Source organism: Flavobacterium sp. IB48, assembly GCF_016405855.1.
GTDB classification, from domain to species: domain Bacteria; phylum Bacteroidota; class Bacteroidia; order Flavobacteriales; family Flavobacteriaceae; genus Flavobacterium; species Flavobacterium ginsengisoli.
The window spans coordinates 265,785-281,573 of the sequence record NZ_JAEFCA010000005.1 but is presented as its reverse complement, the minus strand read 5'-3'; the positions used below and the strand labels follow the sequence as shown (position 1 = coordinate 281,573).

9 protein-coding genes are annotated in these 15,789 nt (G+C 35.8%); 7 read left to right on the top strand and 2 right to left on the bottom strand.

Annotation, left to right across the window (positions count from 1 at the left end; genetic code table 11):
- Positions 1 to 8: 8 nt before the first annotated feature.
- Complete coding sequence (locus JC605_RS17270) at positions 9 to 1,685, bottom strand: glycoside hydrolase family 28 protein (protein WP_198857392.1); 1,677 nt, start codon at positions 1,683 to 1,685, stop codon at positions 9 to 11.
- A gap of 434 nt (positions 1,686 to 2,119) precedes the next feature.
- On the opposite strand from JC605_RS17270, the gene JC605_RS17265 reads away from it, so the two are divergent.
- The 3 genes from JC605_RS17265 (at position 2,120) to JC605_RS17255 (ending at position 7,440) form a co-directional block, all read left to right on the top strand.
- The gene (locus JC605_RS17265; protein ID WP_198857391.1) at positions 2,120 to 4,636 is read left to right on the top strand and encodes an L-rhamnose mutarotase; all 2,517 of its coding nucleotides are present in this window, start codon (positions 2,120 to 2,122) and stop codon (positions 4,634 to 4,636) included.
- Positions 4,637 to 4,798: 162 nt separating this feature from the next.
- Positions 4,799 to 5,863: a Gfo/Idh/MocA family protein gene (locus JC605_RS17260; protein WP_198857390.1), complete on the top strand. Its 1,065-nt coding sequence runs from the start codon at positions 4,799 to 4,801 to the stop codon at positions 5,861 to 5,863.
- Positions 5,860 to 7,440, top strand: a complete 1,581-nt coding sequence (locus JC605_RS17255) for a sodium:solute symporter (RefSeq protein WP_198857389.1) — start codon at positions 5,860 to 5,862, stop codon at positions 7,438 to 7,440. Before JC605_RS17260 ends, JC605_RS17255 begins: the two co-directional genes overlap by 4 nt.
- Before the next feature lie 334 nt (positions 7,441 to 7,774).
- On the opposite strand, the gene JC605_RS17250 is transcribed toward JC605_RS17255, so the two are convergent.
- Positions 7,775 to 8,986: an MFS transporter gene (locus JC605_RS17250; RefSeq protein ID WP_198857388.1), complete on the bottom strand. Its 1,212-nt coding sequence runs from the start codon at positions 8,984 to 8,986 to the stop codon at positions 7,775 to 7,777.
- A gap of 101 nt (positions 8,987 to 9,087) precedes the next feature.
- On the opposite strand from JC605_RS17250, the gene JC605_RS17245 reads away from it, so the two are divergent.
- The 4 genes from JC605_RS17245 (at position 9,088) to JC605_RS17230 (ending at position 15,723) form a co-directional block, all read left to right on the top strand.
- Positions 9,088 to 9,906, top strand: coding sequence for a helix-turn-helix domain-containing protein (locus tag JC605_RS17245; RefSeq protein WP_198857387.1), 819 nt, complete (start codon positions 9,088 to 9,090; stop codon positions 9,904 to 9,906).
- A gap of 431 nt (positions 9,907 to 10,337) precedes the next feature.
- Positions 10,338 to 12,524 carry an alpha-rhamnosidase gene (locus JC605_RS17240; RefSeq protein WP_198857386.1) on the top strand — a complete coding sequence of 729 codons (2,187 nt, stop codon included), beginning with the start codon at positions 10,338 to 10,340 and terminating at the stop codon, positions 12,522 to 12,524.
- A gap of 273 nt (positions 12,525 to 12,797) precedes the next feature.
- Positions 12,798 to 14,474 carry a hypothetical protein gene (locus JC605_RS17235; protein ID WP_198857385.1) on the top strand — a complete coding sequence of 559 codons (1,677 nt, stop codon included), beginning with the start codon at positions 12,798 to 12,800 and terminating at the stop codon, positions 14,472 to 14,474.
- 121 nt (positions 14,475 to 14,595) lie between these two features.
- A complete protein-coding gene (locus JC605_RS17230; RefSeq protein WP_198857384.1) occupies positions 14,596 to 15,723 on the top strand; it encodes a glycosylase in 1,128 nt (375 codons plus the stop codon).
- The last annotated feature ends 66 nt before the right edge of the window (positions 15,724 to 15,789 follow it).

The following is a 15,789-nucleotide window of genomic DNA, read 5'->3' as shown; positions in this document are numbered from 1 at the left end:
TCTCGTTTTTAGAATTTAACAGCTTTCTTAGGCACGTTTTTGTCAATAGTAGTCGTCTTAGAAAAATTAGCAGAAGAACCACTTAAATCAATATTTTTACTCGCTTCACCATTAATCGTAATTGCATTTGATGAAGAAGGATTAAATTCGATATTTTTCAGCGAAAGGTTTTTGGTATTATAAATTTCGAAAGCATTCTTCGCCTCAATATCCAATTGAGCGTTATTGATTTTAATTCCGTTAGCGTCAATTATAGAAAAACCTTTTTGTGCTTTCGCAATTAGATTTGTGATTTCAATATTTTCTAAGTTCATTTCCGGAAGACCTTGTAAAAACACAGCTTGCTGAGCGCCTTTGATTGTAATGTTTTTGATCACGATATTTTTAAACTGAGGCGTTTCTTCGTTTACCGGAATTGCTTTTGTGCTAACAGTATTTCCACCTTCTGCTAAAGTCTCAGCGATTGATTTTCCTCCATAATACAAATCAAAAGAAATTGCCTGAGATGGAATATCAGTCATAAAAACATCTGAAATGTAAATGTTTTCAACAACACCGCCACGTCCGCGAGTACTTTTAAAACGAAGACCAACATCAGTTCCCATAAAAGTACAATTGGAAACGTGCAGATTTTTTACACCACCAGACATCTCGCTTCCAACTGTAACTCCGCCATGACCATGATACACAATATTGTTTTTTACAATGATATTTTCGCATGGAACGCCTCTGTCACGTCCGTCTTTGTCTTTTCCAGATTTAATGCAGATCGCATCGTCACCCACATCAAAACTTGAATTTTCGATTACTGCATTTTTACAAGATTCTACATCAAGTCCGTCGCCGTTTTGAGAAAACCACGGATTACGAACTGTTATATTTCGAACAATTAAATCTTCAATTAATAAAGGGTGAATATTCCATGCAGGAGAATTTTGAAAAACTGGTCCGTCAAACATCACTCTTTTACTATTTTGAATGCTGACCAAAACTGGACGCAGGAAATCATGAATAGCTTCAAAATCTTCTTTCGTTTTCAAGTCAAGACGAATGTTCTGATCGGCACCTTTAGCGCCTTTTAAATATTGTTCAGAAGGATACCAGCTGTCCTTTTTTTCGTTAAGAACCCCGCCAGAAGCTACAAATTTCTTCCATTGTTCATCTGTCAATTTGCTCTTTTTAACTTGTCTCCAAGCTTCGCCAGAACCGTCCCAAACACCATTTCCAGTAAAAGCGATATTCTCTAAGTTTTTTCCATAAATAGGAGAGATACAGCGCCAAGTGTTTAAGCCTTCAAAGCTGGTTTCGATTATTGGATATAAAGATTTATCGGTACTGAATTTGATTAATGCACCTCTTTCTGCATGAAGTTCAATATTACTTTTTAAAATGATTGGACCAGTCAGCCAAATCCCTGGCGGAATAATTAATTTTCCACCGCCTTTTTTAGACAATGCATCAATAGCATCTGCAAAAGCTTTTGTATTTAAAACATAACCGCCATTTACTGCACCAAAGTCTTTTAGATTCACACTGTACTGCGGAATTACAGGCTCTTGAACTTCAGCCATTTTAAACTCAATATTTTTGTAAGTGTCAGCAGATTTTTGTGCCGAAGCGGTGTTGAAACTCAAAGCAAAAGAGGCGAGAGCGACACATAAAAGGTTAATTCGGTTAGTTTTCATTCTTATTCTATTATAGTTAAAAGTCTTTTTTTGGAAACCGATTTACTGACAATTCAATTTTTTATTCGGTGAATTTTTATTCAATAAATAAAATTATACTTTTTTAATTTGAAATGTTTAATGTAATCGATTACACAAATCTATTAAAAAAATATTATGAAATAGAAATTTTAGCCTATTTATCACATCTTTTTTATGAATTTAATTTTTTTTGAATGCGAAATCAATAGAAAATGAAATGACTGTTTTTATAGAGAAAGTCTATAAAACATGATGTTTATCAAAGTTACAGGAGGGTACAGGATGCATAGTTTTTTATGTTCGATTAAATTGTGCCAAATATTTAATTTATCTGTTAAAATTAATCATGATGTAAAATTTTTAGTACTTAAAATTTATATCCTGATAATTTTAGAGAAGAAAAAAAGAAAATAATGCGTTCAATTCCTTTCAACAAATTACTGATCATTTTTTTAATGGTATTTACAGTTTCGGCAAATGCTGCTGAAATCTGGGTTTCTCCAAATGGAAAAGATATCAATTCTGGAACCAAAGAGAGTCCGGTGGCAACGGTTCACATGGCAATGCGAAAAGCCAGAGAACTTCGTCGCTTAAAAGATCCATCTATAAAAGACGGAATCCGAATCATAGTAATGAACGGAACGTATTATTTAAACGAACCTTTATTTGTGCGACCAGAAGATTCTGGAACTGCAGACAGCCCAACAACGATTGAAGCCGATGTAAATGCAAGACCCATTATAAGCGGTGGAATCGAAATTAAAAACTGGACAAAATCGACAACCATTATCAACGGACTTAAAAAAGGCTCTGTTTGGGTGGCAGATGCTCCTAAAAAAGCAGGAAGTCTGATTGATTACAGACAATTATGGGTAAACGGAAAAAAAGCCGTAAGAGCTAAAAATACTGCCGGAACCGCAATGGAACGTATTTTATCTTGGAACCACGAGGAACAAACTTGTTGGATTCCGTTTAAAGATAAGTCGGTTAAGTTTGAGCCCGGAATGGAAATGTTTATTGTGCAATGGTGGTCGAATGCCAACTTGCGCATCAAAAATATTGAAGTTCAAAAAGACAGCGCTAAACTTTCGTTTGAAGAACCAGAAAGTCGTATTCAAAGTGAACACCCGTGGCCTGCACCGTGGATTTCTAAAAACAACGGGAATTCGGCTTATTTCTTAAACAATGCTTTTTCGCTTTTAAATGAACCTGGAGAATGGTATTTGGATAAGAAAAATGCTAAAATCTATTATGTTCCAAGAGCTGGAGAAGAAATTAATTCGGTTACCGTTACAGCTCCAGTTTTAGAAAATCTGGTTGAAGTAAAAGGAACAATCGATTCTCCTGTTCATCATTTTCAATTTAAAGGAATTTCGTTTCAATACAGCAACTGGCTTCGTCCTTCACAGCAAGGTCATGTGCCGTTGCAGTCGGGTTTGTATTTGTTGGATGCTTATAAACTGAAAGTTCCAGGAACACCAAATCAAGCAAGTTTAGAAAATCAGGCTTGGGTAGGAAGACCTCGTGCAGCGGTTGAAGTGAATTATGCTAATAATATTCAGTTTGAATCTTGTCGTTTTGAGCATTTGGCTTCGACTGGTTTAGATTTAAATAAAGGAACGAATCATAATACCATAAAAGGTAATTTATTTAAAGATATTGGCGGAAGCGCCATAAATGTTGGAATTTTCTCTGAAGAAGCTTTTGAAGCGCATTTGCCTTTAATCATAAAAGATGAAAGAGAAATGTGTTCTGATGAAGTGATTTCGGATAATTTAATCACCAACGTGACCAATGAAGATTGGGGAACTCTGGGAATCAGTGCAGGTTTTGTTCGAAATATTACGATTGAACACAACGAAATTTCGGATGTTTCGTATTCCGGAATGGCAATGGGCTGGGGTTGGACGCACACGCCAAACGTAATGCAGAACAATAAAATTCTGGGAAATAAAATTCATCATTATGCCAAACATTTACATGATGTAGCAGGAATTTATACGCTTTCGGCTCAGCCTGGTAGCCGAATTGAAGAAAATTATATCGACAAGGTTTACAACAGTCCTTATGCGCACGATCCGTTTTTATGGCTGTATTTGTATACTGATGAAGGAAGCGAAGGTTTTACGATCAAAAACAACTGGATTGCCGAAAAGAAAATCCTTAAAAACCATAATGGTCCAAAAGGAAATATTTGGGAACACAATGATCCGTATGTAAGTTCTAAAATTAAAGACAATGCCGGAATTAGAGCGCCTTACAAAGATTTAGAAAAAGAAGTTGTAATCGACGAAAAATGGGGATTGCAGGAAATGCCAAAACCGTATGCAATTGAATTGATAGGTTCTGATTTTGATATCGAAAAAATCAAATCGACATTGACAGGATTTAGAATCGTTGGTCAGGAATTGTACCAATGGAAAAATCATTTGGTGATTTACGGAAAAATGAATCAGCCGGAAAGAACAAAACGAAAACTGGCGGGTGCTTTTCCTTCTTTAGAAATTAAAATCTATGAAGATTTGGTTTATGATTTCCAAAATTTCGAAAGATGTAAAGATTCAAAACCAGCATCGGATTGGGAAAATATTGTTTTAACAGCAAATCTTCCTGCTGATGAAAAACTCCAAAAGGAATATGTAGAATATCACAAAACGCAATTCGAAAAATGGCCAGAAGTTGCAAAAGGTTTCTGTAATGCCGATTTTCAGCAATTGCAGGTTTTCAAAAAAGACAGACAATTAATCTTGGTAATCAGTATTCCGAAAGGTGAAAGTTTGGATAAACTAAATCCGAAAACAACAGAAAATAATCCGAAAGTAGATCAATGGAATGCCTTAATGAAAAAATACCAATCTGGAATTGAAGGCGCAAAACCAGATGAAACATGGATTTTCTTAAATAAAGTAGAAGTAGAAGCAAAAAAATAATACGCATAATAAACCCGACAGGTTTTTAAAACCTGTCGGGTTTAAACGCGAAAAAAAATATTTAGCCACAGATTAAAGGATTTCCACAGATTAAAAAATCCAGTTAATCCTTTTAATCTGTGGCAAAAAAACAAAATCAACAATCTAAAATAACCACACCTCATGTTAAAAATAGCCATTCTGGGACTTGGAGAAGGACGAAGCACAATGTCGGCTGCAATCGAAAGTTCAAAACTAGAACTCGTTAAAATATGCGACCGAAATGAAGAATTGTGTAAACAAAGAGCAAAAGAATTCGATTTTCATTCGTACACAACTAATTACGACGATTTATTAAATGATGCATCAATTGATATTATCGCGATTTATACGCCAGATCATTTGCATGCACAACATGTAAAACAAGCTCTATTGCACGGAAAACATGTCGTTTGTACAAAACCATTTATCGATGATCTTTCGGATGCCAAAGAATTACTAGAATTAAGCAAATCAACTGGAAAGAAAGTTTTCATTGGGCAAAGTTCTCGTTTTTTCGAACCAGCCAAAAGGCAAAGAGCCGATTACGAAGCAGGTTTAATTGGAGATTTAATTACAATTGAAGCGCAATATCACGCCGATCACAGATGGTTTTTAAAGAAAGAATGGTCGCTTTTGCAATCGTTTAAGTGGTTGTACGGAGGTTTGAGCCATCCTGTAGATTTTATAAGATGGTATTTGCCAAATATTCAGGAAGTGATGGGTTACGGAATGATCAGCAGTAATGGACAAAATGCAGGATTGAAGAATGAAGATACAATGCATTTTATCTTTAAAGCCACCGATGGAAGAATTGCTCGTGTAAGCGGTGTTTATACTTCGCCGACTCAGCCAGCACAACGTGACAGCGGAATGAGCACAATTTTAAGAGCAACAGAAGGAGCAAGTCAGGCTGATTATCATGAATTGCGTTATGCCGTTACAGACAAAACAGGCGAAGAAAAAGTAATTACTTGGGGAGACAGTACGATAAAATATTATTTCCGTTTTGAAGGGCAAAGTCATCACGGTGGAGAATATCAGAATTACTTAGAATATTTTGTGGACAGTATCGAGCAAGGTTTTGAAGCTTATCCAAACATGGAAGAAGGAATTGGAACGGTAGCTTTATTACAAGCAATGGACAAATCTTTGCAAACTGGAATGCCGGTTAAAATTGCCGATATTCTTAACGAATATGGACTATGAAGAGTATCTACGACAAATTAACCACGCTCGATTTTGTGATTGTTGCGGGTTATTTAGTGGCTTTATTGGTCATTGGATATGTGGTAAGTATGAAACAGAGAAAGAAAAACGAAACGCTTTTTCTGGCTGGAAACTCCTTAAACTGGTACAGCATCGGGTTTAATATGTGGGGAACCAATGTTGGGCCTTCGTCATTATTGGCTTTTGCGAGTATTGGTTACGCTACAGGAATTGTAGCAGGAAATTTCGAATGGTACGCTTTTGTGTTTTTACTGCTTTTGGCGATGGTTTTTGCGCCAAGATATATTGCGAGTAAAGTAAGCACAATGCCCGAATATATGGGAAAACGCTACGGCGACAGTACACAGAATATTTTGGCTTGGTACGCTTTGGTAAAAATATTAGTAAGTTGGCTGTCTTTGGGATTATTCAGCGGAGGCGTTTTAGTACGTCAGATTTTGGGAATTCCGATGTGGCAGAGCGTTACCGTTTTAGTGATTTTCTCTGGAATATTTACGTTTGCTGGAGGATTAAAAGCGATTGCAAAAGTGAATGTTTTTCAGATGATTCTGTTAATTGTTGTTTCGCTTACACTTTCTTTTTTAGGATTACAAAAACTAGGCGGAATCGATGTTTTAATTGCTAAAACACCTTCAAACTTTTGGAATTTAGTTCGTCCTTCAGATGATGCGCATTATCCGTGGCCGGCAATTTTGTTAGGATATCCTGTAGCTGCAGTTGCTTTTTTCTGTACCGATCAATCTATGGTGCAGAGTGTTTTGGGCGCGAAAAACCTAGAACAGGGACAATTAGGAGTAAACTTTATCGGATGGTTAAAAGTGATGGCATTGCCGTTGTTTATTTTGCCTGGAATTCTGTGTTATGCATTGTATCCCGAATTAGGAAGCAATTCTGATTTGGCTTATATGACAATGGTTACGAATCTTTTTCCAAGCGGAATGAATGGTTTGGTTATTTGTGTGATGATTGCGGTTTTGGTGGGAACAATTGGTTCTTCGTTAAATGCTTTAAGCACCGTTTTTACGAATGACATTTATGTAAAGAAAATCAACCCGACGGCGACGATTCAGGATCAGATTAAAATTGGCCGTTTGACAATTGCTATAGGATGTGTTTTTGCAATTCTGATTGCCGTTGCAATTGACAATATCAAGGGACAGAATCTATTCAATATTTTTCAAGCGGTTTTAGGTTTCTTGGCACCTTCATTATCTGTTGTTTTCCTTTTGAGTGTTTTCTGGAAACGTACGACTAAAAAAGCTGTAAATGCAACACTTTCGTGGGGTTCTGCTTTTAGTTTATTTGTTGGGGTTTTATATCTATGGATTTTCCCTGCCGATAAATATCCAGTTTGGCCTCACTTTTTATTGATTTCCTTTTACATTTTTGCTGTGCTTTTAATTACAGCTGTTATTATTTCTTTAACCGATAAAAATCCTGAAGTGAATGTTTCAGATGAAACTGATATTCCTAAAACTAGTAAAAAGGTGAAGCTTTTATTTGGTTTGTTGGGATTGGCGATTTTGGTTTTGTATTTGGTTTTTAATGGGAATTAATAAATTCAAAGGATTTCAAATATAGCCCTTGGTTTTAACCACGGGAATGCAATGTATAACATTACGTTTGCCAAAATACGTTTCCCGTGGTTGAAACCACGCGCTATGTTTTGAAAAAGATTGTAAATAAAGCAAGGTTATTTTATGAGTTGCCTCCATTTTTAACTGGAGGTCTATGTAAAAAGAATAGAAAAAGGCTTTAGCCAAATTGTCGATATTTGGCTAAAGCCTTTTGAGCTTTGTATTTCGGTTTCATCCAGCTAAAGCTGGACGCAATTAAAAACTTATTTTTTTAATAAATCTTTGAGTCTTTGAGACTTTGTGGCATTAAAAATTATTTCTGAGTTTTTTTCTTCTCCAAATTAGGCAAGAACCCAGTAATTACTCCAATCAAAGGCAGAAACGCACAAATCTTAAATACATATTCAATACTTGTAGCATCGGCAATTTTTCCTAAAATAGCAGAACCTAAACCGCCCATTCCGAAAGCAAATCCAAAGAAAAGACCCGCTACAAGTCCTACTTTTCCGGGCATTAATTCAGTTGCATAAACCAGAATTGCAGAGAAAGCCGAAGAAAGAATCAACCCAATGATTACAGACAAAGTTCCAACCCAAAATAAAGAAACGTAAGGTAACATTAAAGTAAACGGAGCAACTCCAAGAATTGAAACCCAGATTACATATTTTCTGCCGTATCGATCTCCAATTGGTCCTCCAATTAAAGTTCCTGCTGCAACAGCGCCAGAGAACAAGAATAAATATACTTGTGATTGCTGAATCGTAATGTGGAATTTATCTATAAGGAAGAAAGTATAATAACTTGTAATACTGCTCATGTAGAAATACTTAGAAAAAATCAGAACCAATAAAATAATCAACGAAGCAATTACTCGGTTTTTAGATAAATGATGTGTTTCAATTTGGTGAGAAGCTTTATTCGCATTTCTTTCCGATAAATGTGCCGTGTACCAAATCGCAATTTTATACAAAGCAAAAACACCAACTAACGCAATAATACAAAACCAAGCGATATAAGATTGTCCGTGCGGAATAACAATAAATGCGGCTAACAAAGGCCCAATTGCACTTCCTGCATTTCCTCCCAATTGAAAAATAGACTGCGCCAAACCTCTTTTTCCGCCCGAAGCCAAATGCGCTACACGCGAAGATTCAGGATGGAAAATCGAAGATCCAATTCCGATTAAACTTACGGATAATAATAAGTTGATAAAACTCGAAGCGATCGAAACAAAGAAAAGTCCAACCATTGTAAAACACATTCCAACAATTAGCGAGTATGGTTTTGAGTTTTTATCGGTATACATTCCCACAAAAGGCTGTAAAATAGAGGCTACCATTTGGTAAGTCAAAGTAATAATACCAATTTGAGTAAAACTTAGACTAAAATTATCTTTTAAAAGCGGATAAATTGAAGGAACAACAGCTTGTAAAAGATCATTAATTAAATGAGAAAAACTAATGATAAATAAGATCGAATAAGTGGTTTTTTTAACTATGTCAGGATTTGCTTTAATAGTGTCCATGAGATATTTTTTGATTTTTAAATTAGGTTAAAAAACAACAGCTGTATTATTTTTTGCAAAGATTAAAAGAATAGTAATGTCAGAATTGCTATATTTGGACAATGAATAGTCAATATCGGACATATAGAGTAGCAACGGATTTTGGATATCAAGTAGATTCCTCAATCCCAGTTATAGGTTATACTGAAACAGTTAACAACGAAATGTGTATCTCTCACTCGCATCCAAGAGCTCAATTGATCTACGCAACTCGTGGCGTAATGAATGTTGTGGTGGGCAATAACATTTGGGTTGTAAATCCGTTGCAAGGCCTTTGGATTCCAAGCGGAGTAGAGCATCAGGTTACTTTTCAGAAAGACGTTAACTATTACAGTGTTTTTATTGATCCTTCTGCAATTGGAGGATTGCCAGAAAAGAGTTTTTCGTTTGATATTCCGATGTTTTTAAAGCAGTTGGTTTTCAAAATCATTTCTTTTGGAACAAGTGGTAACTTAACAGAATCACAATTAAGAATCATTTATGTCTTTTTAGATGAACTGGCTTTAATAGTGCCAAGCGCCACTTTTTTGCCCACTACAAATGATGAAAGGCTGCAGAAAGTGGTAGAACTTTTAATGAGTGATGTTTCGAGTAAACAAACAATTGATTATTATGCCGAACTTTCTTTTATGAGCAGCCGAACTTTATCGCGATTATTCATAAAAGAATTGGGAATGAATTTCAGCGATTGGCGCACCCGAATGAAACTACTGGAAGCCATTAAAAGATTGGGCGAAAAACAATCTATCAAAGAAATCGCTTTAGATTTAGGTTACGAAACAGCAAGTGCTTTTATTTATATGTTCAAAAAGCATTTGGGCAAAACGCCTTCTAACTATATTTTAGAAGATGAAAATGGGAACGATAAAATGATTGCTTAGGTTTTGAATGTAAATTGAACGCTGATTAAACGGATTTACTTCGTAAAGACGCGGATTTACACGGATTTTTTTTGTTTTTATCTAAGATAACCACAATCTTTGTCATTTCGACGAAGGAGAAATCTTCGCAAGTAACTCCGCAACGAAAGTCCAATCTTTGTAGAGCTTCTCGTGGAGATTTCTCCTTCGTCGAAATGACAATAAAGAGAAAAAAATAAATCCGTTTCATCCGAGTCTTCGCGATAGCGAATCCATCTCATCCGCGGCCCATAAAATTCTAACATCATTTTTTTTAGTACTAAAAAAGTGATAAGCCATAATTTTTCCCTTAAAAAATTATCAAAAAGTACTGTTTTTTATGAAATAGCAGGATAGTGCAGGTTGTGAAATGTAAAGATAACACTTATCTTTAGTCCCAAAATACACTAACTATGCTAAACCGCTTTCCCATTTTTAAGACTTTACTTCTTTTTGTTGCCCTTTTTTGTTGTTCGCTATCTTCAGCACAAGAAAAACAAAAAGAAGCGACATGGATCTGGTATCCAGGAGATTTTGAAGTTTGGTTAAGCAATAAAATGCAGGTTAGACGTACAGAACGCGAAGCCGTTTTTCCACCGCTTTGGCAATATTACAGTCCTTATGCTTTGGTTACTTTTCAGACAGAAGTAGATATTCCACAACCAGACGAGGTAAAAATCTTTTCAGAAGGACCTTTTCAATTACTTTTAGATGGCGTTCAGATTTACGGACAGCCAAAATCAATCGCAGTTCCTGCCGGAAAACACAAAATTTCTTTTAAAGTTTACAATCAGGAAGTATTACCGGCTATTTATATTAATGGAAAATACATTAAATCTGATGCTTCATGGAAAGTTACCAACGAAGATAAACTTTGGATTGATGAAACCGGAAAAGCACAGCAATCTGGCACGCCGTGGGTTCCTGTTGGTTCTTGGAATTTTAATTCGCCAGAAAATAAACCTTCTGAGTTTAAACTAACAACCAAACCTTTAAGTGCTAAGAAAACAGAGAAAATAGGAGCGGGTCAATTAGTAGATTTTGGCAAAGAAACTTTCGGTTACATTAAAATTCATGGTTTAAAAGGAAAAGGTAAACTAGCATTGTATTATGGAGAATCTCGTGAAGAAGCTTTGGATTCTGCCAAATGCGAAACTTTAGATCATTTATCTTTTGATGGAAAACAGCCTGAAATCTACACACATGATGGATCGAAAGCATTCCGTTATGTTCAGGTGCAAGCAGATGCAGGGGTGAAGTACGATTCTATTTCGATGCTTTATGAATATCTGCCATTAGACTATCGTGGAGCATTCAAATCTTCTGACGAGCAATTGAATAAAATTTGGGATGTGTCGGCTTATACGATGCATTTAACTTCTCGCGAATTTTTTATTGACGGAATTAAACGCGACCGTTGGGTTTGGTCTGGCGATGCTTATCAAAGTTATTTAATGAATTATTATTTATTCTTTGATTCGGCTTCGGTAGAAAGAACTTTGTTAGCGCTTCGCGGAAAAGATCCTGTAACGGCTCATGTAAACATTATAATGGATTATTCGCTGTATTGGTTTGTAGGTGTTTACGATTATTACTTACATACAGGCGATACAAAATTCATCAAAACTTTTTATCCAAGAATGAAATCGCTTATGGATTTCTGTTTAGAAAGAAGAAACAAAAACGGATTTTTGGAACCTTTAGAAGGCGACTGGGTTTTTATTGATTGGGCAGACGGACTTCCAAAAACGGGAGAAGTGAGTTTTGAGCAGATGCTTTTAGCAAGAAGTTTAGAAGCTATGGCGGTAAGTGCAGAAATTGCTGGTAAAACCGAAGACAAAAAGCAATATCAAAAATTGGGTGATGACTTAAAAAACAAATTATTTGATGTGTTTTGGGATAAAAAAGAAAACGTAATGAAACACCAGCGTATCGATGGAAAAATTCAAAATATTGTAACCAGATACGCTAATATGTTCGGTATTTTCTTCAATTATTTTACTGAAGAACAAAAACAAAGCGTAAAAAATAAAGTGCTGCTGAATAAAGATGTTCTTCAAATCACAACTCCATACATGCGTTTTTACGAATTGGAAGCTTTGTGCGCAATGGGCGAACAGAATTACGTTTTAAAAGAAATGAAAGACTATTGGGGCGGAATGCTGAATGAAGGCGCAACATCTTTTTGGGAAGAATATAATCCGAACAAAAAAGGAACGGAGCATTTAACGATGTACGGTCGCCCTTACGGAAAAAGCCTTTGCCATGCTTGGGGCGCAAGTCCGATTTACTTATTAGGGAAATATTATTTAGGTGTAAAACCAACTGCGCCGGGATATTCAGAATACGAAATCAAACCAAATCTTGGCGGTTTAAAATGGATGGAAGGAAAAGTTCCAACACCAAACGGAGAAGTTGCAGTGTATTGCAGTACCAAAGAAATCAAAGTGAAAGCAGGCGAAGGACAAGGAAAATTGATTTTTGAAAGTGTGAGCAGACCTAAAACAAACTCTGGAACAATTACAGAATTAGCAAAAAATAAATATCAATTGATTGTAAAACCGAATGTGGAGTATAAAGTGAGTTATAAGGCTTTGTAAGTTATGAGTTATGAGTGATTAGTAATTAGTGATTAACCGATAGTTTATAACGCCCATTTTGTCATTCCGACTGAAAGGAGGAATCACGCTCGTAACCATAAAGATTGTCACGTTCAATTTGTCATTTCGACGAAGGAGAAATCTTCGCAAGTAGCTCCACAAAGATTGATCTGCAAAGCGTGCTCAGCAAACGAAGATTTCTCCTTCGTCGAAATGACAAGATTGAAGAAATGCATAAGAAAGAATAAAAGCCAATAAAAAAATAAAAAACCAATGTTTTCAAAAAACACAAAATACAACTTCAAATTAAAAACAGCATTCTTAATGTTATTAACCGTCTGCATCCAAGCCACAGCACAAACCACAGCATGGAAACCAGCTTCATTTGAAATCGTAAAATCAAATTACAAAACTTTCAAAACCACGCAATACGCACACGTTTTTTCAGGAAGCAAACACAATATTGTTCGTTTAGCTCCAGAATTGCAAGGTTTAACAGGAATTGAACTTCCTTTAGAGAAATATAAAAATGGAACTAATGCTCCATTACAATTAAAATTTAAAGAACAAGTTCAGGTTTTGATTGGAGTTTTTCAAGAAAATAATTCAGATTATCTTCAAGCTGATAAGCTTCAAAATGCTAAATTAATTTTAGAAAGTGGGGTTACTATAACAGGATTGCCTTCGGTTAATGTATATGCGATTTCTTTCTCAAAAGGAACTCAAACATTAAATTTTGAAAAAGGATTATTTGCAGTTTTAGGAGTTGTAAAAGCTTCTGAAAAACTAGAACCAAGAAATGCCAATTTTCCAGATGGAAAACTTTGGAACCCAACTTTTATCGTTGAAGGATTTTCAGATGAAAAACCACTTTTCGAAATTATTGGTGGAGAAAATAAACCTGTTATTGACGAAGGAATGTCTGGAACTGAAGGAATTCAGGGAGGTTTTGAAGGCGGACGCGTTGTAAAAGTTGGCGATACGTATCACATGTTTCCAACTGAAAGAGCTGGAGAAAAAGGAGTAGATTACTATTACGATCGTGTAAAAACCAAAATCGGACATTGGACAAGTAAAGATGCAATCCATTGGAAAAGAGAATCAACTATTTATCAAGCAAGCGGAACTTATGCCGTTACAGAAGACGATAATCCGATGAATGATCGTCGAGCAGCTATTTGGTCTTATATGCCAATTTTCAACGAAAAAGAAAACAAATGGTACGGCTATTATTTGGCTTATACTGTTAGTAAAGAAATAGAACCAAATCATTCATTCGGAAGAATTTGGCGTTGTGAATCAACGGTTGATGGAATCAACGGAATTGGCGGACCTTACAAAGATATGGGAATCATTATGGAACCTGGACTAGATTCTCAACCTTGGGAAGGACGTCAGGGTGTTGCTTCGTTTTTTCCATACCAAGTAGGCGATAAATACTTCGGATTTTACAGTGGTGCTTATCCGTTCAATTCATGGGCAGATTATCCGAAGAAATCTGGTAAAGGCTGGTTTGTGGCTTTAGCAGAATCCAAAAGTTTAGAAGGCCCTTGGTTAAGAATGAATAAAGGTTTGGAACCCATTAAAACCATGCATCCGTTATTTGTAGAAAATCCAATAGTAAGTCAATTACCAAATGGAATGTACATCGCCATTTTCGACGGAGGTCCAGACGGTTGGGGACATCATTTACCAAATATGATTGCGTATTCTTTATCAGCAGACGGTGTTAATTGGGCTGAAGCTCATTATTTACCAATCGAAACCAAAGTCGATAAATGGTGGGATATTATGCGAACGCCATTATGTTTAATACCAGAAGGAAATGACGTTTACACAATAGTCTATAACGCCATTGATCTAAAAAGGAGATTTCATCCAACAGGAATGGTAAAAGTAAAATTAAACAAAGACGTTATGGAGTCTAAATTAAAGGAATTGAAAAAATAAATTAAAGTTTCCCGCAGATTTTGCAGATCAGGTAGATAAAAAAAATCAGCTAAATCTGCAAAATCTGCGAGAGAAACAAAATAAAATCCGCATAATCCACGGACCAAAATATAACCAAAAAATGAAAATTAAATATCTACTAATTGCCATTTCAGCGCTTGTCATAACAAGCTGTGCTACCAAATACAAGAAAAGAGAAATTACTGATAGTGTAATGCAGGAGATTTACGAAGAAATCAAAACGCCTTATAAATATGGTTTGGTAATGGTTCCTACCGACAACTCGTATAAAATGGATTGCCCGAGTGTATTTAGAAAAGATGGCAAATGGTATATGACGTATTTAATTTATGACGGAAGGGGTTACGAAACTTGGTTAGCAGAAAGCGACAATCTTTTAGATTGGAAACATCTAGGAAAAGTAATGTCATTCTCAGAAAATGAAAAACATTGGGACGTTAACCAAAAAGCAGGCTATATTTCGTTGCAAGATCTAACTTGGGGCGGAAGCTACGAATGGGAAAAATATGATGACAAATACTGGATGAGTTATTTTGGAGGAGACAGCAAAGGTTACGAAGCGGGTGTTTTATCAATAGGAATGGCTTACACAAAAGAAGCGCCGACAAAACCACACGAATTCCAAAGATTAGAAAATCCGGTTTTGACTCCAAAAGATAAAGACGTCAAATGGTGGGATAATAGTACGATGTATAAAAACAGTGTAATTCGTGATAAAGACAAAGTTACAGGACACAATTTTATCATGTATTACAATGCTCGTGGCGATAGTATCAATCCTGCAAAAGGTGCTGAGCGTATTGCTATGGCAGTATCAAACGACATGAAAACATGGAAACGTTATGGCGATAAACCTTTAATAAACCATCATAAAGGAATCTCAGGAGACGCTTATATTCAGCGTATTAATGATACTTGGGTAATGTTCTATTTTGGAGCTTTCTGGACGGGTTGGAATCAAGGTGCATTTAACCGTTTTGCAGTTTCGAATGATTTAGTAAACTGGACCGACTGGAAAGGAGATGATTTAGTTAAATCATCAGAACCATATGACGATTTGTTTGCTCATAAGTCATTTGTGGTAAAACATGATGGTGTTGTCTATCATTTTTATTGTGCTGTAAACAAAGCAGAACAAAGAGGAATAGCCATTGCAACGTCTAAAGATTTAGGAAAAAGCAAAATGAATTTTGTGGCACCGCCGGAGAAAAAGGCAAAGAAGAATTAAGTATAGAGAATTAAGTATTAAGACCTAGTTTGTCATTTCGACGAAGGAGAAATCTCCACAAGTAGC